The organism is Pseudomonas sp. PI1 (assembly GCF_000812405.1).
GTDB classification, from domain to species: Bacteria; Pseudomonadota; Gammaproteobacteria; order Pseudomonadales; family Pseudomonadaceae; genus Pseudomonas; species Pseudomonas citronellolis.
The window spans coordinates 72031-93962 of sequence record NZ_JWMC01000045.1; the positions used below are offsets into that span (position 1 = coordinate 72031).

Below are 21932 nucleotides of genomic sequence, written 5' to 3' on the forward strand. Positions count from 1 at the left end.
GACATCAGACAATTCTAATTGTGATGCCTATCGCAATTCTGCCCCTCAAGCTTCCAGCAACCCGCTGGCCCGCTGCACCCGCCGCTCGATCGCCGCCTCCAGCACCCACTGGCCGCGTCCGGCGCTGGCCAGGCTGAACCAGCTGCGCGCGCGGGTGATGCCGGTGTAGACCAGCTCGCGGGTGAGAATGGGGTTGAGCGCGTCGGGCAGCACCAGGGCAGCGTGGGTGAACTCCGAGCCCTGGGACTTGTGCACGGTCATGGCGAACACCGTTTCCACCGCCTGCAGGCGGCTGGGCAGCACCCACTTGATGCCGCCGCGGCCGTCGGCGAAGGCCACGCGCAGCGGCCATTTGCGCTCGCCGCCCTCCTCCCGGGGCAGCGCCAGGGTGATGCCGATGTCGCCGTTCATCAGGCCCAGGCCGTAGTCGTTGCGCGTGACCAGCAGCGGGCGGCCGAGGTACCAGGCGCCGCTGTGGGGCTGGATCAGCCCTTCGTCCTGCAGCAGGTCGGCGATGCGCAGGTTCAGCCCGTCCACGCCCCAGGGGCCGCGGCGCAGGGCGCAGAGCACCTGGAACTGGCAGTGGGCGGCGAGCACGCGGGCGGCCCAGGCGTCGAACTCGGCCTGGGCGGCGTCCGGCGCCGGGCGGGCGTCGCGCAGCACCTGCAGGTAGTGGCGGTAGCCCTGGGGCGGGGCCACATCCGGGCGGGCGGCGGCGTCGAGGAAGTAGCGGCCGCCGCCTTCCACCACCAGTTCGCGCAGGCCGCGGTCGTCGCGGGCGTCCAGGGCCAGGCGCGCCAGGTCGGCGTAGCCCCGTTCCCAGACCGCGCGCATGGCCGCCACGTCGCCGGCGTTGACCGCCTCGGCGAGCTGGCCGATGCCGCTGGCGGAACTGAAGCGGTGACTGTGGCGGAGCATGGCCACGGCCTGGTCGAGGGGCTGGCCGTGGGCGTCGAGCAGATCATCGTCGACCTGCTCGCCGCTGACCGCCTGCAGCCAGTCGCGGGTCGCCGCGCGGTAGTGGCCCTCGCGGGCGCGGCTGCACAGTTCGCCGAGCACCGCGCCGGCTTCCACCGAGGCCAGTTGGTCCTTGTCGCCGAGCAGGATCAGCCGCGCCTTGTCCGGCAGCGCGCCGAGCAGCGCGGCCATCATTTCCAGGTCGACCATGGAGGCTTCGTCCACCACCAGCAGGTCCAGCGCCAGCGGGTTGCCGGGGTGGTGGCGGAACTGCCGGCTGTCCGGGCGGCTGCCGAGCAGGCGGTGCAGGGTGGTGACTTCCTTGGGCACCTGCTGGCGTATCTGCTCGCCGTTGGCGAAGGCGCCGAGGTCCAGGCGGTCCACGGCGTTGGCGATGGATTCGTTGAGCCGCGCCGCCGCCTTGCCGGTGGGCGCCGCCAGGCGGATGCGCAGCGGCCGCCCGCCCTCGCCGCCCAGGGCCAGGCTCTGCAGCAGCGCCAGCAGGCGCACCACGGTGGTGGTCTTGCCGGTGCCGGGGCCGCCGGTGACGATGCCGAAGGCGTTGCCGGCGGCCAGGGCGCAGGCCAGTTTCTGCCAGTCCGCCGGGGCGCCGGGGCGTTTCGGGAAGAGCGCGTCCAGGGCCTGGCGCAACGCATCCACCGGCAACGCCGCGCGCAGGGCCTCGCCGCGGGCCAGGCGCTGGTCGATGCCGGCGCGCACCTCGCGTTCGTACTGCCAGTAGCGGCGCAGGTACAGGCGCGGGCCGGCCAGCACCAGCGGCGTGGCGCCGGGGCCCTCGCCCACCAGGCGCGGGTCGGCCAGGGCGGCCTGCCAGGCGGCCAGGTCGAGGCCGTCGAGCAGTTCGCCGGGCAACGTCAGCGGCGTGCCCTCCAGTTCGCCGTCCGGCGGCAGCGACAGGGCGAAGCGGCTGTCGGCGAGGGTCGCGGCCAGGTCCAGGCACACGTGGCCGCGGCCCAGCTGGTGGCTGGCCAGGGCGGCGGCGAGGATCAGCAGCGGCTCGGCGTCGGGCGCCTGCTCCACCAGGAAGGCCGCGAAGGCGCGGTCCAGCTCGCGCAGCCAGCCGCGTCCGGCCCATTGGCCGAGCAGTTCCAGCAGTTGCTCGCGGGTCATGCCGGCACCTCCTCCGCGTGCTGGCTGAACAGCGCCTCCAGCGCCTGCATCAGTGCCTTCGGCGGGCGTTCGTGGAACACGCCGTGCTCGCCGCCGCGCAGGAACAGGTAGAGCGCGCCGCCGACGTGGCGGTCGTAGTCGTAGTCCGCCAGGCGCGCCTTGAGCAGGCGGTGCAGGGCGAACAGGTAGAGCGCGTACTGCAGGTCGTAGCGGTGCTCCAGCACCGCCGCGCGCAGGGCCGGCGCGGTGTAGGCGGCGGCGTCGGGGCCGAGCCAGTTGGATTTGTAGTCGGCCACGTAGTAGCGCCCCTCGTGTTCGAAGACCAGGTCGATGAAGCCCTTGAGCATGCCGCCCAGCTGCGTCGGCTGCAGCGCCGGGCGCGCCTCGCCGGGCAGCACGTGGGCGCGCACGGCGGCGTCGAGGCGGATGCTGTCGGTGGGTTTCACGGCGAACCAGAACTCCATTTCCTTCTGGTAGCTGGCCAGCGCCGCCAGTTGCACCGGCGCCGCGCCGGGCACCGCCAGGCTGGCCTGGAGGAAGGCCGGCAGCCACTGCGCCAGGGGCTCGATCCAGGCTTCCCAGCCGCGCAGCTGGCAGCGCCGGGCGATCAGGTCGCGCAGCGCCTCGGGTTGCTCCGCCACGGCGGCGAAGCCCTCGTCGGCGGCCCATTCCAGCAGGCCGTGGAGGAAGCTGCCGGGGTTGGGCCCGCGCGGGAAGGCGTGCAGGCTGCCGGCGGCCGGCGCGGCCTGTGCCAGTTCGGCCGCGGCGCTGTCGGCGTCGCCTTCGCGCAGGGTGGCTTCCTCGGCGCTGATGGGTTCGCTGGCCGGTGCCGGGGCGTCGCCTTCGGCGTCCAGGGTGGCCAAGGCGGAATAGCTGGCGATCCACCATTTCTCCGCCACCCGCCGCTGCGGCTCGCGGGCCTGGCCGAGCTGGCCGGCGCGGGCCTCGTCGTAGGCCGTGGCGTCCACCGCCGGCACCGGTTCGATGCGGATGCCGGGGCAGCCGCCGCCCAGGGCCTGCAGGCAGCCGGCGAAGCCGTCCAGGGCGATGGCCGCGCCGCCACCGAGCAGGTAGCCGAAGGCGCCCTTGTGCAGCTCGGGGTTCTTCGCGTTACCCGCCACCAGCGGCGCCACGCCCAGCCATAGGGCGTGGCGGGCGCGGGTCAGGGCCACGTAGAGCAGGCGCATGTCCTCGCCCAGGCGTTCGTCGTTGGCCAGGCGGTAGGCGGCCTCGGCCAGGTCCTTGCCGCGCGCCAGCTCGATCACCTTGCCGTGCTCGCCCTGGAAGCTGGGCGGCGTCTGGCTCTTGCCGTCCAGCTCCTTCCAGCTGCAGATGAACGGCAGCAGCACCAGCGGGTATTCCAGGCCCTTGGACTTGTGGATGGTCACCACCTTGATCAGGTCGGCGTCGCTTTCCAGACGGAGGATTTCCTCGCTCGACGGGCTGGCCAGCTGCTCGGCCAGCACCCGCAGCAGGGCATGCTCGCCGTCCAGCTCGGCGGCCTCGCGTTGCAGCCATTCGGCCAGGTGCAGCAGGTTGGTCAGGCTGCGCTCGCCGTCGGCGCGCCGCAGCAGCCGCGCCGGCAGTTCGAAGTCGGCCAGCAGCCGGCGCAGCATGGGCAGCACGCCCTGCTGCTGCCACTGGCTGCGGTAGTCGCGGAAGCGCATGAGCATGCCTTCCCAGAACTGTTCGTCCTGGTTCAGCCGCTCCAGGGTCTGCCAGCCCAGGCCCAGGGTGCGGGTGGCCAGGGCGCTACGCAGCAGGGCGTCGTTGCCCGGCTCGGCGCAGGCGCGCAGCCAGTGCAGCAGGTCGCCGGCCTCGGGGCTGTCGAACACCGAGTCGCGGTCGGACAGGTAGACGCTGGCCAGGCGCCGCGCCGCCAGTTCCGCGCGCACCGCCTCGGCCTCGCTGCGCCCGCGCACCAGGATGGCGATGTCCGCCGGGCGCAGCGCGCGGCCCGTGCCATCGGCCTTGTACAGCCCGGCGCGGCCCTGCTGGGCCAGGCTCAGCCAGTGGCGGATGGCGCTGGCGGCGCCGGCGGCCATCTGCTCGCGGTAGAGCCGGCTGCCGACCACCTGGCCGTCGTTCTCCAACTGCCAGAGGGTCAGCGCCGCGGCTTCCTCGCCGTCGATCAGCAGGCGCTCGTCGCGGCCCTTGGCGGCCACCGCCTGGAACGGCACCGGGTTGTCGCCCTGCGCAGCGAAGCGGAAGGCGCTGCGCTCGTGGCCCTCGGCGAAGGCGAAGCAGTGGTTCACCGCCTCCACCACGGCGAGGGTCGAGCGGTAGTTGGTGCCCAGGGTGTAGTGGCGCCCGGCGGTGGCGGCGCGGGCGCGCAGGTAGGTGTGGATGTCGGCGCCGCGGAAGGCGTAGATCGCCTGCTTGGGGTCGCCGATCATGAACAGGCCGCAATCCCTAGGGTTGTCGGCGATGCGGTAGATGCGCTCGAAGATGCGGTACTGCAGCGGGTCGGTGTCCTGAAATTCGTCGATCAGCGCCACCGGGAACTGCAGGCGGATGCGCTCGGCCAGGTGCTCGCCGCCGGGGCCGGCCAGGGCGCGGTCCAGGCGCGCCAGCAGGTCGTCGAAGCCCAGTTCGGCGCGGCGCTGCTTCTCCGCCTCCAGGGCGCGGCTGACTTCGCCCAGGGCGTGCAGCAGCAGTTGCGGGGCGATGTCCGGCTGCTGCTCGGCGGCCTCCAGCCAAGCATCGATGGCCTGGAACGCGGCGTGCTCGGGCACCTGCGTCTTGGCCTTCACCTTGATCCGCGTCTGGCCGAAGCGGTGGAGGTTTTCCGGCGCTTCGCCGCCCAGGCTCCAGGCTTCCAGTGCCTGCAGCCAGCCTTCGAACACGGCGTCGTCGTCCTTGTTGCGGTAGCTGTTGCCGTTGAGCTGCGGGCGCAGGTCGATCAGCAGTTGGCGCAGGCCCTGGGCGTCGGCGGCCCAGGCGGCGCGGGCCTGCTGCTCCAGTTCGTCCAGGCGCGCGTAGAAGGCGCCGGTTTCCTCCAGCAGCTCGCGCAGCGAGCCGGGCGCGCTCAGCGGCTGGTCGGCATAGCGGAAGCCGGCTTCCTGCTGCGCCAGCAAGGGCTGCAGCAGGCGCGCCAGGGTCTCGGGGCCGCCCTTGTAGATGTCGCCGACCACCTTCGCCGCCGGCGCCGGCAGCGGATAGAAGTTGCGCCGCCAGTAGTCGCGCACCACTTCGGCGAGCAGTTCGCTCTGGTCGGTGATCAGGTCCTGGGTGAACAGGCTGCCGCTGTCGAAGGCGTGCTCGCGGAGCATGCGGTAGCACCAGCTGTGGATGGTCGACACGGCGGCCTCGTCCATCCAATCGGCGGCCAGGCGCAGCAGGCGCGCGCAGCCGGGCCAGCGCTGCTCCGGGTAGCTGGCGCGCAGCTCCACCAGCAGCGCGTCGTGCTGCAGCGCCGGCTCGGCGAAGCAGGCGGCGGCCTCGCCCAGGCGCGCGCGGATGCGTTCGCGCAGTTCCTGGGTGGCGGCGTCGGTGAAGGTCACCACGAGGATTTCCGGCGGGCTCAGCGGCCGGCCGAAGGCCAGTTCGCCGCCGTGGTCGAGCACCAGGCGCAGGTACAGCAGGGCGATGGTGAAGGTCTTGCCGGTGCCGGCGCTGGCCTCGATCAGGCGGCTGCCGTGCAGGGGGAATTCCAGGGCGCGCAGTTCGCGGCTCATTGGCCTTGCTCCTCGTCGTCGCGGCGTTGCAGCAGCTGGTACAGCGGGCCGTAGAGGTTTTCCGCCCAGGTGGCGAATTCGCCGCTGGCGCTGAGGCTGGCGAAGTCCGGGTAGACCCGCGCCAGGGCCGGCGAGGCAGCCGCCTCGCCGCTGCTGCCGAAGCCGCCGTCGTAGCGCTTGGCCGCCTCGCTGGCGGCGCGGGCTTCGTCACCGGCGGCGCCCAGCCAGGCGAAGGCCGCCTTGCAGGCCACCGGCAGCGGCCGGCGCAGGCCTTCGAGCCAGGCGGTGATCAGCGCGTCCAGGTGGCCGCGGGCGATGTCCACGGACAGCGGCGGCAGTTCCAGGGTGCCGGTCTGGCTGACCAGCAGACTGCGCACCGGCGCGCCGCACAGTTGCAGGCCCAGGTGGCGCACCCAGTGGCGCACCAGGCTGTGCCACTTGTAGCCGCGGCCTTCGTGCAGCTTGCCGCTGACCAGCTGCACGCTGGCCCAGTGGCCCTCGGCGTTGCGCCGCAGGCCGCCGAGCCAGTCGCCCAGTTCCACGCCGCTGGCCGCGTGGCTGTGGATAAGCTCGCGCTGGCCTTCCTCGGCCTCGCTCCAGTGCTCCAGTTCCTCGCGGTAGCGCGTCAGCAGTTCGCCCAGCGGCGCGCTCAACTCGCGGGCGCTGAAGGCGCCAAAGGCCGCCAGCGGCAGGCGCCCCTCGCCGCGCAGGCGCGCCAGCTGCCCCTCGATGCGGCCGGGCAGCTCGCCGTCGGCCCAGTGCTGCTCGATCCACGGGCGCAGGCGCTCGCACAGTTCGAATTGCAGCTGCCAGACCTGCAGGCCGTCGAGGGCGAAGGTTTCCTCGTCGTGGCCGGTCAGGTCTTCCTCGGCGAAGCGCACCTTCAGGCGCTGCTGGAAGAAGGCGTTGACCGGGCTGGCGAGGAAGTCGGCGAGCACGCGCAGGCCGATGGGCGCGTCCGGCAGCAGTTCGGGCAGCGGCGCCTCGGCCTGTGCCGCCGGCTCGTCGTCGCGGTGCACCTCGCGCCATTCGCGGGCGTAGGTGTAGAAGCCGTCGACGCCCTCGCCCCGGCCTTCGAAGTAGCGGCGGCTGAAGGGTTGCAGCGGGTGTTCGGTGGTCAGCGCGTGGAGCAGCGCCTTGCCGTCGCCGGGCTGGCCGGCCAGCGACCAGCCGGCCGCCAGGTGGTCGCGCAGCTGGCCGATCAGCACCGAGGGCGGGCGCTCGCTGTTGTCGCGGATGCTGCGGCCCACCCAGCTGACGTACAGCTGGTCGCGCGCCGAGAGCACGGCTTCGAGCAGCAGGTAGCGGTCGTCCTCGCGCCGCGAGCGGTCGCCGGGGCGGTAGTCGTTGCGCATCAGGTCGAAGTCCAGCGGCGGCTGCTGGCGCGGGTAGTCGCCGTCGTTCATGCCCAGCAGGCAGACCACGCGGAAGGGAATGGCGCGCATCGGCATCAGCGTGCAGAAGCTCACCGCGCCGGCCAGGAAGCGCTGGTTCAGGCCGCCGGCGTCGAGGCCGCCGAGCCAGGCCTCGCGCACCACCGACAGCGGCAGCGGTTCGCCGAAGGCGGCGCGCCCGCAGGTTTCCAGCCAGCGTTCGAGCAGTTGCAGCAGTTGCTGGCGCAGCAGTTCGTCGTGCTCGTCGCGGGTCAGGAAGAAGTCGTCGAGCAGCTGGCGCAGGCGCTCGCGCCAGACCTCCGGCGGCGCCGGCTCGGCCAGGCGCTCGCAGGCCTCGGCCAGGCGTTGCAGCAAGCCGGCCAGGGGGCCGAGCACGGCGGCGTCCAGGCCGCCGATCTCGGCATAGGGCTGGATGCCCTGGAAGGCCTCGCCCTCGCCCACCGCAAAGCCCAGCAGCATGCGCCGCAGGCCGAAGCGCCAGGTGTTGGCCTCTTCGGCGGCGGGCAGGCCGAGGTCTTCGCGCTGCTCGCCGTCCAGGCCCCAGCGCACCCCGGCGCCGTCGATCCAGCGTTGCAGCAGCGGCAGGTCGGCCTCGCCGATGCCGAAGCGCGCGCGCAGGGCGCCGACGTCCAGCAGGTCGAGGATTTCGCTCACCGCGAAGCGGCTGTCGGGCAGTTGCAGCAGGTGCTCCAGGGCCACCAGCAGCGGCTCGCGGCCGCGCTGGCCCTGGTCGGCCAGGGTGAAGGGGATGAAGCGCCGGTCGTCGCGCCCGAGCTGGCCGAACACCGCCTGGATGTGCGGCGCGTAGGCGTCGATGTCGGGGACCATGACGATGACGTCGCGCGGGCGCAGCGTGGGGTCGGCGTCGAAGCGCGCCAGCAGTTGGTCGTGCAGCACCTCCACCTCGCGCTGGGCGCTGTGGGCCAGGTGGAAGCGGATGGAGCGGTCCCGCGCCGGCTCCAGCGCCGGCCATTGCGTGCGGGTCTCGGCCAGCGGGCGCAGTTCGAGGATGTCGTCCTGCAACTGGCCGAGCAGGTGCGCCGGCGACTCCTCGCTGAACAGGTCGATGCGCCCGCCGCTGACCTCGCCGAAGCGGCTGCGGTAGCTCTCGGGGTTGTCGTACTGGTCGAGCAGGTTGATGTAGTCGCGGCCCTGCTTGCCCCAGGCGGCCAGCAGCGGCTGGGCATACTGGTGCTGGAGGTCGTCGTCCAGTTGCAGCGGCACGCCGGGGCGGCGCTGCTGGCGGCGGTATTCGTGGCGCAGCAGGTCCTTGTCGGCGACGATGTCGGCCCAGTGGTGGCGGCAGGGGTTGTGCACGCACAGCAGCACCTGGGCCACCTGCGCCAGCGCGGCCAAGGCCTCCACCGTCTGCGCCGGCATGGCGGAGATGCCGAACACCACCACCCGGCGCGGCAGCCCCTTGGGCGGCGCGCCTTCGCGCAGGCGTTCGAGGAAGCGCCGGTGCACGCCGGCGCGGCTGCCGGCCAGGCCGTCCTCGCCCACCTCCGCCAGCAGGGCGCGCCACAGCTCGGCCTGCCAGCGTTCGTCGTCGTTCAGCGGGCGAAGGTTGCCGCCGGCGGTGCGCAACTGGTCGCGGTGCTCGCTCCAGTCCTCCAGCCAGTCGGCGCGGTACACCTGGTACTGGTCGAACAGGTCGGCCAGGCGCTCGGCCAGTTGGTAGCGCTTGCGCAGGTCGGCATCGTCGGCGAGGAAGCGGCGCAGAGCCTGGAACTCCTCGCGCGCCAGGAGGGTCGGCAGCAGGCGCATCAGGCGCCAGGTGAGCGGCGCCTTGTCCAGCACCGAGACTTCCGGCACCTGGTCCTTGCCCAGCGCGCCGCGGTAGGCGCGCCAGAGGAACTGCGCGGGCAGCTGCACGTCCAGCGCCGCGGTGATGCCGCAGCCGCCGTCGGCGACGTCGCGGCCCAGGGCCAGTTTCAGCCACTGGGCGATGCCGTTGCTCTGCACCAGGATGGTTTCGCTTTCCAGCGGCGCCAGCGGGTAGCGCGCCATCCAGGCCACCAGCAGGTCGCGCAGCGCCTCGGGGTGGTTGCCGTGGATGACCATCAGGCCGGGGCTCAGGGCTTCGCTCATCGTTTCTCCAGGTTTACCGGGGGGCCCGGCAATTTGAGCAGAAGCCGGGGTGGGGTGGGAGGGTTTTTCCTGCGAGGGGGGATTTTATCGGGGTGGGGCGACGTTCTGTGTCGCGAAGCGCGTGCTTTGGCTGGGCCAGGTGTAGGGCGCATAACGCCTACGGCGTTATCCGCCGTTTGACCTCGATCCCAGGCGCGCTTCGGGTTGGGCCACGGAGCACCTGCTTCCGGGCACTCCGGGCTCGACCGCGAAGCCGGGCATGAGCTGGAGGAAACGGCGGATAACCGCGAACGGTTATTCGCCCTACGCCAAGGCTGGGGCAGGTGTAGGGCGCATAACGCCTACGGCGTTATCCGCCGTTTGACCTCGACCCCAGGCGCGCTTCGGGTTCGGTCACGGATCACCTGCTTCCGGGCACTCTGGGCTCGACCGCGAAGCCGGGCATGAGCTGGGTGAAACGGCGGATAACCGCGAACGGTTATTCGCCCTACGCTGGACGCGCATCACCCCCGCCCCAAATACCCATCCACCTCCTCCGCCAACCACTGTGCGAACACCGCCACCTTGGTCCGCGTCTCCTCCCGCTGCGGCCACACCAGCCAGTAGGGGTAGGCGTAGGGCGCACTGACCTCGCCCAGTTGCACCAGTTCGCCGCGGGCCAGGGCGCCGGCCACCAGGCTGCGGCGTTCGACGCTTATGCCCAGGCCCAGGCGCAGGGCCTCCACCACCAGGTTGGAGTCGTTGACGGTGAACAGGCCGTCGCCTTCGGGCAGCGCCACGCCCGCCGCCTGGCACCAGGGCAGCCAGGATTCGAAGCCGTGGATCAGCGGGCCGGCGAGGATCTGCTGCGGCGTGCGCGGCAGGCGCCCGCCGTTGAAGTGCGGGGCGCAGACCGCCAGCAGTTCGTCGTCGAACAGGCGTTGCTGGGCCAGGCCCTCCCAGTGCCCCTGACCGATGCGGATGGCCACGTCGGCCAGGCCCTGGCGCAGATCGATCACTTCCAGGCTGGCCAGCAGGCGCAGGCGGTATTCGGGATGGCGTTCGCGGAACGCCGGCAGGCGCGGCAGCAGCCATTGCTGGGCGAAGGACGGCAGCACCGCCACCACCAGTTCCCCCTCGCTGGGCCGCGCCCGCGCCAGGCGCGTGGCTTCGGCTATGTCGCGCAGGGCACGGCGTACCTGCAGGGCGTAGAGGCGGCCCTCCTCGCTCAGGCGCAGGCCGCGGCCCTCGCGCTGCAGCAGGGTGACGCCGAGCAGTTCCTCCAGCTGGCGTACCTGCTGGCTGACCGCCGAGTGGGTGACGTGCAGTTCGGCGGCGGCCTGGGTCACGCTGCCGAGCCGGGCCACGGCCTCGAAGCTGCGCAGCGCGGACAGGGGTGGATAGGCGCTCATGTAAGTTCTACTAACCCTTGCAGTTATAAATCATCGATTTTTCCCGGCCTTTCCAGCCGCTAGATTTAGCGACAGCAGCGCTGCCATGCGGCCTTCGCAGCCGGCCACCCCATGTAATCTCCAATAACAGGATGCCTCCATGCAACTGATCGGAATGCTCGACTCGCCCTACGTCCGCCGCGTGGCCATCAGCCTGCGCCTGCTGGACGTCGACTTCAGCCACCGCTCGCTCTCGGTGTTCCGCCACGTCGAGGAGTTCCGCGCCATCAACCCGGTGGTCAAGGCGCCCAGCCTGGTGCTGGACGACGGCCAGGTGCTGATGGATTCGAGCCTGATCATCGACCTGGCCGAACACCAGGCCGGGCGCAGCCTGATGCCCGCCGAGCCGGCCGAACGGGTGCGCGCCACGCGCCTGCTGGGCCTGGCCCTGGTGGCCTGCGAGAAGGCCGTGCAGCTGTACTACGAGCTGCAGCGCGACGAGGCCCGCCGCGACGCCGCCTGGTACGCCCGGGTGGACCAGCAGCTGCGCGCCGCCTGCGCCGGCCTGGAGCTGGAGCTGCTGACGCAGCCGCTGCCGCGCGACGGCCGCCTCGACCAGGCCGGCCTGAGCGCCGCCGTGGCCTGGACCTTCATCCAGCTGGTGCATGCCGAGCGCGTGGCCGCCGACGACTACCCGGCCCTGCGCGACTGGACCGCCCATGCCGAGACACTGGAGGCGTTCAAGGCCTTCCCGCCGGTGTGAGGCCCGCGCGGGCGAGCCCACACTTCACCGATATTGCACTCAAACAGCAATAACATTCATTGGATATGGATCGTCACGCTGTCTAGGATGGCCGTCGGCCTCGCCCCTGCGACAGAACGCCGCTCGACCAACCATAAGGAAGCGCCCGCCCGACCGGCCCAGCCCGGAATCGTGATGCGCGGTGCCTGCGTGACATGCATCCATTGACTGCCCCCCTTCCCGGCGCCTCCCGCGAGGTGCCGCGATGAAAGCCGCTGCCTTCGGTTCCTGGCTGCACCGCCTGGCGCCCTGCGCCGGCCCCTCGTCCAACCGCGACTGGCTGCGCGCCGTGCTCGGCTGCGGGTTCGCCCTGGGCCTGTGCATGCCCCTGTGCGCCTGGCTGTTCGGCGTCGACACCATGCTGCGCATCGGCCCGCCGCTGGCCGCCTCGGCCCTGCTGGCCATCGCCGTGCCGTCCAGCCCGCTGGCGCAGCCCTGGTCGCTGCTGGGCGGCAACCTGGTGGCGGCGCTGGTGGGCCTGCTGCTCGGCCACTGGCTCGGCCACAGTTGGCCGCAGGCGTCGCTGTCCATGGTGGTGGCGGTGCTGCTGATGCTCGGCCTGCGCTGCCTGCATCCGCCGAGCACGGCCATGGCCTTCAGCCTGGCCGTGGGCGGGCCGCTGGTGGACCAGCATCTGCTGCACCTGCTGCTGCCGGTGGGCGTGGCCTCGCTGGCGCTGATCGGCGTGGCCCTGGTCTACAACAACCTCACCCGCGCGCCCTACCCGCGCAAGCTCGCCGTCCCGGCCAGCAACCCGCACCTGACCGCCGACCCGCTGCCCGGCGAGCGCCTGGGCCTGCATGCCGACGACCTGGAAAGCGCCCTGGCCAGCGCCGGCGGCTTCGTCGACGTGACGCCCGAGGACCTCGAACGCCTGCTGCTGGCCGCCGAGAAGCACGCCAGCGAACGCCTGCTGGGCGGCATCCGCGCGCGCGACATCATGTCCCGCGACATCCGCTCGGTCAGCCCGGACGCGCGCATCGAGGAGGCCTGGGGCCTGCTCGACAAGCACCACCTCAAGGCCCTGCCGGTGCTCGACCGCGGCCACCTGGTGGGCATCCTCACCTTGAGCGACCTGTTCCGCGGCCAGCGCCGCCTGCGCTCGCCCTTCGGCCAGCGCGTCGGCAACCTGATGACGCACCGCGTGCAATCGCTGCGCGAGGACGCCCAACTGCCGGAGCTGATCCAGCTGCTCTCCGACCAGGGCCGGCACTGCCTGCCGGTGGTCGACGGCGCCGGCCGGCTGGTCGGCATGCTCAGCCAGACCGACCTGATCGCCGCCTTCCGCCACCTCTGGCTGCAGCCGCAGGTGCAGGCCGAGCGCGCCCTGCAGGTGGCGGTCTAGGCCTCGTAGTCCCAGCGCTGCGACCAGTCGATGTCCCCGGCCACCACCTCGCGGAGGATGGCCAGGGCGTTCTGCAGCGCCGGCGAATCCTTCTCGCGGGAATACACCAGGTAGGTCGGGTAGATGAATTCCGGCGCCAGCGGCACCCGCTCCAGTACCCCTGCCTGCAGGTAGCTGTGCACCACCCGCGTGCGGAAGTAGCCGCTGCCGCCGCATTGCAGCAGGTGCTGCAGGGCCAGCGGGCCGAGGCTGAAGCTGGTGGCGGCGTGGGCCCGGTCGGGCAGCGCGGCGTCGTGCTGGCGGCGGAATTCCTCGCCCCAGTCGATGTAGATGTAGGGCTCCGGCTGCTGCGTCGAGCGCACCAGGATCAGCTTCTCCTCCAGCAACTGCTCCACCTGCATGCCCGGCCAGTAGTCCGGGCGGTAGACCAGCGCGGCGTCGAGCACGCCCAGCTCCAGCTGCTTCTGCAGGCGCTCGCCGCTGCCGATCTCGGCGTGCAGGGCCAGGGCCGGCATGCGCTGGCGCAGGCGCACCGTCCAGGCGAGCATCAGCGGGTTGCTCAGGCTCAGCTCGCCGCCGATGTTGAGCACCTCGCGGTAACCCGCCGGCAGCGGCAGGTCGCGGCGCGCCGCGTCCCAGGTCTGCACCAGTTGGTTGGCGTAGCCAAGGAAGCGCTCGCCGTCATCGGTCAGCCGGGCGCCGGCGCGGCTGCGCTGGAACAGCCGGCAGCCCAGCTGCGTCTCGAGGTTGTGCACCCGCGCGGTAACCGTGGTCTGGGTCACGTGCAGGCGCTGCGCGGCGGCGACGAAGCTGCCGCCACGGGCGATTTCCAGGAAGGTGCGCGCCAGTTCGATGTCCATGGGAAGCGGTCACGGCGGGGGATGCCGCAGTCTAGTCGAAGTCCAGTTCCTCGTGGCGCTGGCGGGTGAAGCGCAGCAGCCAGAGGCAGATGAGGAAGCCGCAGGCGGCCAGCAGCGCGGCCACCAGGAAGATGCTGGCGTAGTCCGAGTGCGCGGCCACCGCGCCCATCAGCGGGCCGGCCAGGCCCAGGGCCAGGTCGAAGAACAGCGCGTAGGCGCCCAGCGCCGAACTGCGGCTGACGGCGGGGATGCGCAGCACCGCCTCGACGCCCAGCGCCGGGTACACCAGCGACAGCCCGGCGCCGGTCAGCGCCGTGCCGAGCAGGGCGAAGGCCGGGCTCGGCGCCTGCCACAACAGCAGCAGGCCGGCGCTTTCCACCAGCAGGCAGAGCACCGCCACGTTGAAGCCGCCGAAGCGGTTGATGGTCCAGGACAGCAGCAGCCGCGCGCCGACGAAGCTGATGCCGAACAGGCTCAGGCACCAGGCCGGGTCGGCCCAGCCGCGGCTGCCGTAGTAGAGGGTGATGAAGGTGGCCAGGCTGCCGAAGCCGATGGAACCCAGGGCCACGCACATGCCGTAGGGCAGTACCCGGCCGAGCACGGCGAAGAAGGCCATGCGCGTGCCGGCGATGATCGGCGCCGGCGCCTTGCCGCGGGCCAGCAGCAGGCCGAGCCCGGCCAGCGCCAGGATGCCGGCGCCCAGGCTCCACAGCCCCAGCTGCGCGGCCATGCCCACGCCCAGCGGCGCGCCCAGGGCGATGCCGCCGTAGCAGACGATGCCGTTCCAGGAGATCACCCGCGCGGTGTTCTGCGCGCCGACCCGGGCGATGCCCCAGCTCGCCGTGCCGATGCCCATCAGGCCCTGGGCGAAGCCGATCAGCAGGCGGCTGCCCAGCAGCAGCGCCAGGCTCGTCCAGGCCAGCGCCTGCAGACTGGTGGCCAGCAGCACCAGCGCCCCGCCGCCGGCCAGGCTGAACAGGCCGTAGATCACCGCGCGCTTGGCCCCCAGGGTGTCGGTCAGGCGCCCGGCCAGCGGCCGCGAGGCGAGGGTCGCCAGGTACTGTGCGCCGATCACCAGGCCGGCGGTGGTGGCGTCGAAGCCCAGGTCGTGGTGGACGAAGCCGGGCAGCACCGGCAGCAGAAAGCCGATGCACAGGAACAGCAGGAAGGTGAAACCGACGATCGAGACGATCTGCAGGGTGACAGCGTGCGGACGCTGCTCGGGAGAGCTCATGAACGGGCCTGGCGCGAGGGGATGTCAGGGACTGCGCCATCATTGCCCGATGCCGGGAAAATTGAAAGCCACCTATCGATTCCGCGGCCGACCGGCCCGCGCCGAACGCCTATAGTTGATGCACGACCGACCACAGGAGGCCCGCCATGGACACCACACCCCACACCTTCGCCGAACTGTTCAAGCAACTGGGCCTGCCCAGCGGCCGCCAGGAGATCGACGCCTTCCTCGCCGCGCACCGCCTGCCCGCGGACCAGGCCCTGGCCGACGCGCCCTTCTGGAACGAGGCCCAGGCGGCCTTCATCCGCGAGGCCCTGGAAGAGGACTCGGACTGGGCCGAGGAAGTCGACGAACTGGCCGCGCGGCTGTCCCACTGAGCGCCGGGCGGCCTTTGACGGCGACTCCCATCTGCGGCCTAATGCACGCCCCCGATCGCCACCGCCGACCATGTCCGAGAAGCCGTTTTCCGCCGCCCAGCACCGCGCCAGCACCCTGCACCTGCCGGCCGGGCCCTGGTCGACGGTGCTCGACTGCCTGTGCGCGCGCTTCCCGGCGATCCCCCGCGAGACCTGGCTGCAGCGCCTGGCCCGCGGCCGCGTGCTGGACGCCGAGGGCAAGCCGCTGGACGCCAGCACACCGCACCGCGAGGGCCTGCGCGTGCACTACTTCCGCGAGGTGGAGGCGGAAACGCCGATCCCCTTCGAAGAACGCATCCTGCACGTCGACGAACACCTGGTGGTGGCCGACAAGCCGCACTTCCTGCCGGTGACGCCCTCCGGCCAGTACGTCGAGCAGACCCTGCTGGCGCGCCTGGCCCGGCGCCTGGACAACCCGCTGCTGGTGCCGCTGCACCGCATCGACCGGCCCACCGCCGGGCTGGTGCTGTTCTCCGCCAACCCGGCCAGCCGCGCGGCCTACCAGGCGCTGTTCCGCGAGCGGCGCATGCACAAGCGCTACGAGGCCATCGCCCCGCCGCTGCCGCAGCTGGACTTCCCCCACGTGCGGCGCAGCCGCCTGGTGGACGGCGAGCCCTTCATCCTCATGCGCGAGGCCGAGGGCGCGATCAACAGCGAAACCCGCATCGAGGTGCTGGAGCGCCGCGAGCACTGGTGGCGCTACGCGCTCTACCCGGTGAGCGGCAAGCGCCACCAGTTGCGCGTGCACATGGCCGCCCTGGGTGCGGCGCTGCGCAACGATCCGCTTTATCCACAGCTACTGCCGGAAGAGCAGCGGCGCAGCGACGACTATTCCCGCCCACTGCAGTTGCTGGCCCGGCACCTGGCCTTCGACGACCCGCTGACGGGCCGGCCGCGGCAGTTCGACAGCCAGTTGCAGCTGGACTGGTAAGCCGGGTCTTTCATCGATTTCATCAATAGTCGAAAGCAGGAAGTTCCATTTCCGTTGATGGTGGCCGTTGCGTTTTCATAGCTCCGTCCCCCACTGACGGAACGCAAGGAGCCCGCCATGAGCTATACCGCGAAGTCCTTCTCGGCGCTGGTCAACGCCCTGCGCGCCAACGGCATCACCCGCCCGGAGCAGATGGCCCGGCAGCCCTTCCGCAACGCCCAGGGCTACTGGTCGGCGGAGGTGAAGGCATGAACGCACGTCATTACGTCCAGTCGCCGTTGAGCGAAGATGGGTCGGTGTTGTTCTATCTGCTGGCGGTGGCCTGGTTGTTGTGCTCGGGAGTTTGAGCGAGCGGGCCTTGTCCTCTCGCACCGTCCACCTCGCTATTCCCACGAACGCGGAACGCGGCTCCACCGCGGACAGAGTCCTATCCCTCCGACAAACGTAATGCCCCGTAGGATGGTGTTGAGCGAAGCGATACCCATCACCACGACCGCATGGGTTTCGCCAAGGCTCAACCCATCCTACGAAGAGCGCCAGTTGCTTCTACGGCCCCAGGGAAGCGCGATCGGGTTCACCGGCCACGCCGGACGCCCCGGCCACACCTGCGCCCCGCCCCCGCTATTTCTTCAGGCACCCACTCATGAACGTCTTGCGCTCATCGCCCTTCAGCGCCTTGGCCGCGGCGTCCTTGTTGCACTGGGCCATCTTCTCCTGCTGCGGCGTCAGCTTCTTGCCGGTATCGCCGCCGCCGGCTTTCAGGCAGCTGCTCATGAAGGTCTTGCGCTCATCACCTTTCAGCGACTTGGCGGTGGCGTCGGCGTTGCAGGTCTTCATCTTTTCCTGCTGGGCGGTGTTGGCGGCGAAACCCTGCACCGAGAACAACAGCGCGCACAGCAGCAGGGGAAGGCGGAGCTTGATCATGGAGCGGTCTCCTCGAATGTTGATCGCTTCCTGAGCGTAGCCTGCTGTTACATTTGTGCGAGCCCACCCGCGTGCCCCGGTCACGGCTGACAGCGCCCCGCCAGCGGTTATAATCGCGCCTGCTATGCTTTCCCCGCATATCCCCCCATCAGCCACACGCCATCAGGAACACAGGTGACGAAAGACGAACTGCGCGCCGAACTGGAGCGCCAGGAACAGCGTTACAAGGATGTCTATGGCGGCGAGGTCACCCTCTACGCCGCCCAGCCCGACCCCGACAAGAAGCCCTGGCGCAAGCGCCCGACCGTGCAGGACAAGGCCTTCGACCGGGAACTGGAGAAGATGCAGACCGACCTGCAGAAGGCCCAGCAACGCCAGGCCGAACAGGACGCGAACTGAGCCGCAACGGCCCCCCGAAAACGTTGCAGCGCATTGCCCGCAGCGCTGCAAGCCCCGTGCGACCGGGTGTCGCTGGATTCCGAGAATCGCTTCAGGTTTCAGACGACATCCTATCGCTTCTGGCATAATCGCCGCCCCGTCACCGACCGGTCACAGAAACTTCATGTTCGATCTCTTCAGCGGACTCGACCTCTGGGTAGGCATCAGCCTGGTGCTGGCGCTGGGCTTCGTCCTGGCCTTCGAGTTCATCAACGGCTTCCATGACACCGCCAACGCGGTGGCCACGGTGATCTACACCAAGGCCATGTCGCCCTACCGCGCGGTCATCCTCTCCGGCATCTTCAACTTCCTCGGCGTGCTGCTCGGTGGCGTCGGCGTGGCCTATGCCATCGTGCACCTGCTACCGGTGGAACTGCTGATCAACGTCAACAGCGGCCACGGCCTGGCCATGGTGTTCTCGCTGCTGGCCGCGGCCATCGCCTGGAACCTGGGCACCTGGTACTTCGGCATCCCCGCCTCCAGTTCGCACACCCTGATCGGCTCGATCCTCGGCGTGGGCCTGGCCAACGCCGTCATCACCGGCGTGCCGCTGGCCGACGGGGTGAACTGGCAGAAGGCGATCGACATCGCCATGTCGCTGATCTTCTCGCCGCTGGCCGGCTTCATCGTCGCGGCCCTGGTGCTGATCGGCCTGAAGTGGATGTACCCGCTGTCGAAGATGCACAAGACCCCGGAAACCCGCCGCGAAGTCGACGAGAAGAAGCACCCGCCGTTCTGGAACCGCCTGGTGCTGGTGCTCTCGGCCATGACCGTGAGCTTCGTCCACGGCTCCAACGACGGCCAGAAGGGCATCGGCCTGATCATGCTGGTGCTGATCGGCATCGTCCCCGCCAAGTTCGTCCTCGACCTCAACAGCACCACCTACCAGATCGAACGCACCCGCGACGCCGCCATCCACCTCAGCCAGTTCTACCAGCGCCACACCGACGTGCTCGGCGACATGCTCGCCCTGGGTAAGGGCGCCGACGGCGAGATGCCCGAGCTGTACCGCTGCGAAGCGAAACAGACCGAATCCACCCTCAAGGGCCTGCTGAGCGACATCAAGGGCATCTCCAGCTACAACGAGCTGTCCGCCGACAGCCGCGTGCAGGTGCGCCGCTACCTGCTGTGCCTGGACGACACCGCGAAGAAGGTCGGCAAGCTCGACAGCCTGCCGGCGCGCGAGAAGGCCGACCTGGAGAAGCTGCGCAAGGACCTGACCAGCACCACCGAATACGCGCCCTTCTGGGTGATCATCGCGGTGGCCCTGGCCCTGGGCGTGGGCACCATGGTCGGCTGGAAGCGCGTGGTGCTCACCGTCGGCGAGAAGATCGGCAAGCAGGGCATGACCTACGCCCAGGGCATCAGCGCCCAGCTCACCGCCACCGCGGCGATCGGCATGGCCAACCTCTACAGCCTGCCGGTGTCCACCACCCACGTGCTGTCCTCGGGCGTGGCCGGCACCATGGTCGCCAACCGCAGCGGCCTGCAGGGCGGCACCGTGCGCAACATCCTGATGGCCTGGATCCTCACCCTGCCCACCTCCATGGCCCTGGCCGCCGGCCTGTTCTGGCTGGCCTCGCGCTTCTACTGACGGCCCCGCCGACGCCTGCCCCGCGCAGGCGTCGCCTGGCCATCCGGGCCTGACCTGAGCAGGACACGAGCGAATGCTGGCGACATGGATGCTGCTCGGTTGGCTGGCCGCCTGTGCCTACCAGGACCTGCGCCGCCGCAAGGTGGATAACCTGCTGACCCTCGGCGGCCTGGCCGCGGCCGCCGCCTACCTGTACCTGCACGGCCACAGCCTGACCCAGCATTCCGTGGCGGCCGCCCTTGCCGCGGCGGCCCTGGGCCTCGCGCTGAGCCTGCCCGGCTACCGGCTCGGCAAGCTGGGCGCGGCGGACGTCAAGCTGCTGGCCGCGCTGGGCCTGGCCAGCGACCCCGACACCCTGCTCTACAGCCTGGGCCTGGCCTGCCTGGCGACGCTGCTGCTGATGCTGGGCAGCAGGCTTTCGATCGACTCGAACAGGCTTCCGCAGCCCGTCGTGGCGCGGCTGAAATCCTTCGATGCCAGCCGTTCCAAGTCATTTCCCTTCGTTTTCTCGATCTTTGCCGGCTATCTGCTGCAACTGGCATTCACCTGAACGATGCCCGCGAGATCCGTCATTCTTTTCTGACGTCATTTTCCCATCACAAAGCTAAAGTCCTACAGAAGACGGCCGATACAACCTGCCCACACCGTCGTTCCTGCAGGATGCTCTACCCATGCTTCGCTCGCTGTCCTTCGCCAAGAAGATCCTTCTGGCGGCCTCCCTCGTGGTGATCTTCGCCTTCGCCTGCTTCATTCTCTTCAACGACTTCCGCCAGAGCCGCGCCATCCAGGAGGACACCGACTCCTACCTGCGCGAGATCGGCAGCCTCACCGCCAGCAACATCCAGAGCTGGCTGGAAGGCCGCATCCACCTGGTGGAGATGGAAGCCGCGCAACTGGCCGATGGCGAGCCCACCGCCGAGCGCATCCAGCACGTGCTGGAGCAGCAGGTGCTGCAGCGGAACTTCGAATCGGTGTACCTGGGCGAGGCCGCCAGCGGCGTCTTCACCATGCGCCCCTACTCGCCCATGCCCGACGGCTACGACCCGCGCCAGCGCGGCTGGTACAAGGACGCCGCGGCCGCCGGCCGGCTGATCGTCACCGAGCCCTTCCTCGACGCCGGCACCAAGGAGCAGATCCTCGCCATGTCCATGCCGGTCATGCGCAACGGCCAACTGGTCGGCGTGGCCGCCGGCGACATGAAGCTGCAGACCATCACCGCCATCCTCAACTCGCTGAAGTTCGACGGCGACGGCTATGCCTTCCTGGTCAGCGACGCCGGCAAGATCCTCCTGCACCCGGACGACGCGAAGGTGTTCAAGAACCTCGCCGAGGTCTACCCGCACGGCGCGCCGCAGGTCCGCCCCGGCGTGCAGGAAGTGGAAGTCGACGGCCATACGCAACTGGTCTCCATGACCCGCGTCGAGGGCCTGCCGGGGGTGTCCTGGTACGTCGCCCTGGTGCTGGACAAGAGCGCCGCCTACGCCATGCTCAGCGACTTCCGCACCTCGGCGGTGATCGCCACCCTGGTCGCCATCGTCGCGATCATCTTCCTGCTGGGCATGCTGATCCGCGTGCTGATGCAGCCACTCACCGACATGGGCCGCGCCATGCAGGACATCGCCCAGGGCGAGGGCGACCTGACCAAGCGCCTGAAGGTCGACAGCCGCGACGAGTTCGGCCTGCTGGCCGAGGCCTTCAACCGCTTCGTCGCGCGCATCCACGAGTCCATCCGCGAAGTGGCCGGCACCGCGCGCCAGCTGCATGACGTGTCGCAGCTGGTGGTCAATGCCTCCAACTCGTCCATGGCCAACTCCGACGAGCAGGCCACCCGCACCAACAGCGTGGCAGCGGCGATCAACGAACTGGGCGCCGCCGCCCAGGAAATCGCCCGCAACGCCGCCGATGCCTCGCACCACGCCAGCGACGCCAGCCACCAGGCCGGCGACGGCCGCCAGGTGGTGGAGCAGACCATCGCCGCGATGAACCAGCTGTCGGAGAAGATCAGCTACGCCAGCACCCACATCGAGGCGCTGAACAGCCGCACGGTGAACATCGGGCAGATCCTCGAAGTGATCAAGGGCATCTCCGAGCAGACCAACCTGCTGGCGCTCAACGCCGCCATCGAAGCCGCCCGCGCCGGCGAGGCAGGCCGCGGCTTCGCCGTGGTGGCCGACGAGGTGCGCAACCTGGCGCACCGCGCCCAGGAGTCGGCGCAGCAGATTCAGGGCATGATCGAGGAACTGCAGGTGGGCGCCCGCGAGGCGGTCAACACCATGGGCGAAAGCCAGCGCTACAGCCTGGAAAGCGTGGAGATCGCCAACCGCGCCGGCCAGCGCCTGGCCAGCGTGACCGGACGGATCAGCGAGATCGACGCGATGAACCAGTCGGTGGCCACCGCTACCGAGGAGCAGACCGCGGTGGTCGATTCGCTGAACATGGACATCACCGAGATCAACACCCTCAACCAGGAAGGCGTGGAAAACCTCCAGGCCACCCTGCGCGCCTGCGCCGACCTGGAGGCCCAGGCCGGGCGGCTGCGGCAGTTGGTGGACAGTTTCCGCATCTGATCCGCCATCCATGAACAAGGCGCCTGCGGGCGCCTTTTTCATGTTCGCAAGATGCCATCTGTAGGAGCGGGCCCTGCCCGCGAATCGCGCGCAGGGCGCGCTCCTACAAGGGTGCGAGGCATGGGCACCCGTAGGGCGTATAACCGTTCGCGGTTATACGCCGATACACCTCATCCACAGGCCATCTCATGGCCGAGCCCG

Annotated in this window: 16 protein-coding genes and 1 pseudogene; 10 read left to right on the forward strand and 7 right to left on the reverse strand. The window is 70.4% G+C overall.

The window, feature by feature from the left end; translation table 11 throughout:
• Positions 1-45: 45 nt before the first annotated feature.
• The 4 genes from recD to RN02_RS15295 all read right to left on the reverse strand — a co-directional run bounded on the left by recD (position 46) and on the right by RN02_RS15295 (position 10641).
• Positions 46-2088, reverse strand: coding sequence for an exodeoxyribonuclease V subunit alpha (recD, locus tag RN02_RS15280; RefSeq protein ID WP_043315176.1), 2043 nt, complete (start codon positions 2086-2088; stop codon positions 46-48).
• On the reverse strand, positions 2085-5765 hold the full coding sequence (gene recB, locus RN02_RS15285; RefSeq protein WP_043315177.1) for an exodeoxyribonuclease V subunit beta: 3681 nt from the start codon (positions 5763-5765) through the stop codon (positions 2085-2087). The genes recD and recB overlap by 4 nt, the downstream gene beginning before the upstream one ends.
• Complete coding sequence (recC, locus tag RN02_RS15290; protein ID WP_043315178.1) at positions 5762-9250, reverse strand: exodeoxyribonuclease V subunit gamma; 3489 nt, start codon at positions 9248-9250, stop codon at positions 5762-5764. Before recC ends, recB begins: the two co-directional genes overlap by 4 nt.
• A gap of 503 nt (positions 9251-9753) precedes the next feature.
• Complete coding sequence (locus RN02_RS15295; RefSeq protein ID WP_043315179.1) at positions 9754-10641, reverse strand: LysR substrate-binding domain-containing protein; 888 nt, start codon at positions 10639-10641, stop codon at positions 9754-9756.
• Between the two features lie 139 nt (positions 10642-10780).
• Here RN02_RS15295 and RN02_RS15300 point away from each other — a divergent pair, with 139 nt between their 5' ends.
• Together RN02_RS15300 and RN02_RS15305 are read left to right on the forward strand one after the other, a co-directional pair.
• The gene (locus RN02_RS15300; protein ID WP_043315180.1) at positions 10781-11383 is read left to right on the forward strand and encodes a glutathione S-transferase family protein; all 603 of its coding nucleotides are present in this window, start codon (positions 10781-10783) and stop codon (positions 11381-11383) included.
• Between the two features lie 244 nt (positions 11384-11627).
• Positions 11628-12767, forward strand: a complete 1140-nt coding sequence (locus RN02_RS15305) for an HPP family protein (RefSeq protein WP_009618007.1) — start codon at positions 11628-11630, stop codon at positions 12765-12767.
• Here the strand turns inward: RN02_RS15305 and RN02_RS15310 are convergent.
• Together RN02_RS15310 and RN02_RS15315 are read right to left on the reverse strand one after the other, a co-directional pair.
• Positions 12764-13627, reverse strand: coding sequence for a LysR family transcriptional regulator (locus RN02_RS15310; protein ID WP_043272399.1), 864 nt, complete (start codon positions 13625-13627; stop codon positions 12764-12766). The two genes, RN02_RS15305 and RN02_RS15310, sit on opposite strands and share 4 nt — an antisense overlap.
• 31 nt (positions 13628-13658) lie before the next feature.
• Positions 13659-14861: an MFS transporter gene (locus RN02_RS15315; RefSeq protein WP_043315181.1), complete on the reverse strand. Its 1203-nt coding sequence runs from the start codon at positions 14859-14861 to the stop codon at positions 13659-13661.
• A gap of 146 nt (positions 14862-15007) precedes the next feature.
• Here RN02_RS15315 and RN02_RS15320 point away from each other — a divergent pair, with 146 nt between their 5' ends.
• The 3 genes from RN02_RS15320 (at position 15008) to RN02_RS34465 (ending at position 16460) form a co-directional block, all read left to right on the forward strand.
• Positions 15008-15238, forward strand: coding sequence for a DUF2789 domain-containing protein (locus tag RN02_RS15320; RefSeq protein ID WP_009618004.1), 231 nt, complete (start codon positions 15008-15010; stop codon positions 15236-15238).
• Between the two features lie 70 nt (positions 15239-15308).
• Positions 15309-16208, forward strand: a complete 900-nt coding sequence (locus tag RN02_RS15325) for a pseudouridine synthase (protein WP_043315182.1) — start codon at positions 15309-15311, stop codon at positions 16206-16208.
• Positions 16209-16325: 117 nt separating this feature from the next.
• Positions 16326-16460, forward strand: coding sequence for a hypothetical protein (locus RN02_RS34465; protein WP_009618002.1), 135 nt, complete (start codon positions 16326-16328; stop codon positions 16458-16460).
• A gap of 369 nt (positions 16461-16829) precedes the next feature.
• Here the strand turns inward: RN02_RS34465 and RN02_RS15330 are convergent, their stop codons facing one another.
• On the reverse strand, positions 16830-17132 hold the full coding sequence (locus RN02_RS15330; protein ID WP_009618000.1) for a PsiF family protein: 303 nt from the start codon (positions 17130-17132) through the stop codon (positions 16830-16832).
• Between the two features lie 174 nt (positions 17133-17306).
• Between RN02_RS15330 and RN02_RS15335 the strand changes: the two genes are divergently transcribed.
• The 5 genes and pseudogenes from RN02_RS15335 (at position 17307) to RN02_RS34720 (ending at position 21731) form a co-directional block, all read left to right on the forward strand.
• Positions 17307-17531, forward strand: a complete 225-nt coding sequence (locus tag RN02_RS15335; protein WP_009617998.1) for a hypothetical protein — start codon at positions 17307-17309, stop codon at positions 17529-17531.
• Between the two features lie 163 nt (positions 17532-17694).
• Positions 17695-19164, forward strand: coding sequence for an inorganic phosphate transporter (locus RN02_RS15340; RefSeq protein WP_009617996.1), 1470 nt, complete (start codon positions 17695-17697; stop codon positions 19162-19164).
• Between the two features lie 73 nt (positions 19165-19237).
• Entirely contained in the window at positions 19238-19714 is a 477-nt protein-coding gene (locus RN02_RS15345) for a prepilin peptidase (RefSeq protein WP_043315183.1), read from the forward strand.
• Positions 19715-19835: 121 nt separating this feature from the next.
• Positions 19836-20876: pseudogene (locus RN02_RS34715) on the forward strand (HAMP domain-containing protein); the annotation flags it as partial.
• Between the two features lie 90 nt (positions 20877-20966).
• Positions 20967-21731, forward strand: a complete 765-nt coding sequence (locus tag RN02_RS34720; protein ID WP_407733517.1) for a methyl-accepting chemotaxis protein — start codon at positions 20967-20969, stop codon at positions 21729-21731.
• Positions 21732-21932 lie beyond the last annotated feature (201 nt).

Coding starts and splice junctions, on each gene's coding strand:
- recD (WP_043315176.1), bottom strand. CDS start 2,088: ATGACCCGCGAGCAACTGCTGGAACTGCTCGGCCAATGGGCCGGACGC.
- recB (WP_043315177.1), bottom strand. CDS start 5,765: ATGAGCCGCGAACTGCGCGCCCTGGAATTCCCCCTGCACGGCAGCCGC.
- recC (WP_043315178.1), bottom strand. CDS start 9,250: ATGAGCGAAGCCCTGAGCCCCGGCCTGATGGTCATCCACGGCAACCAC.
- RN02_RS15295 (WP_043315179.1), bottom strand. CDS start 10,641: ATGAGCGCCTATCCACCCCTGTCCGCGCTGCGCAGCTTCGAGGCCGTG.
- RN02_RS15300 (WP_043315180.1), top strand. CDS start 10,781: ATGCAACTGATCGGAATGCTCGACTCGCCCTACGTCCGCCGCGTGGCC.
- RN02_RS15305 (WP_009618007.1), top strand. CDS start 11,628: ATGAAAGCCGCTGCCTTCGGTTCCTGGCTGCACCGCCTGGCGCCCTGC.
- RN02_RS15310 (WP_043272399.1), bottom strand. CDS start 13,627: ATGGACATCGAACTGGCGCGCACCTTCCTGGAAATCGCCCGTGGCGGC.
- RN02_RS15315 (WP_043315181.1), bottom strand. CDS start 14,861: ATGAGCTCTCCCGAGCAGCGTCCGCACGCTGTCACCCTGCAGATCGTC.
- RN02_RS15320 (WP_009618004.1), top strand. CDS start 15,008: ATGGACACCACACCCCACACCTTCGCCGAACTGTTCAAGCAACTGGGC.
- RN02_RS15325 (WP_043315182.1), top strand. CDS start 15,309: ATGTCCGAGAAGCCGTTTTCCGCCGCCCAGCACCGCGCCAGCACCCTG.
- RN02_RS34465 (WP_009618002.1), top strand. CDS start 16,326: ATGAGCTATACCGCGAAGTCCTTCTCGGCGCTGGTCAACGCCCTGCGC.
- RN02_RS15330 (WP_009618000.1), bottom strand. CDS start 17,132: ATGATCAAGCTCCGCCTTCCCCTGCTGCTGTGCGCGCTGTTGTTCTCG.
- RN02_RS15340 (WP_009617996.1), top strand. CDS start 17,695: ATGTTCGATCTCTTCAGCGGACTCGACCTCTGGGTAGGCATCAGCCTG.
- RN02_RS15345 (WP_043315183.1), top strand. CDS start 19,238: ATGCTGGCGACATGGATGCTGCTCGGTTGGCTGGCCGCCTGTGCCTAC.
- RN02_RS34720 (WP_407733517.1), top strand. CDS start 20,967: ATGGCCAACTCCGACGAGCAGGCCACCCGCACCAACAGCGTGGCAGCG.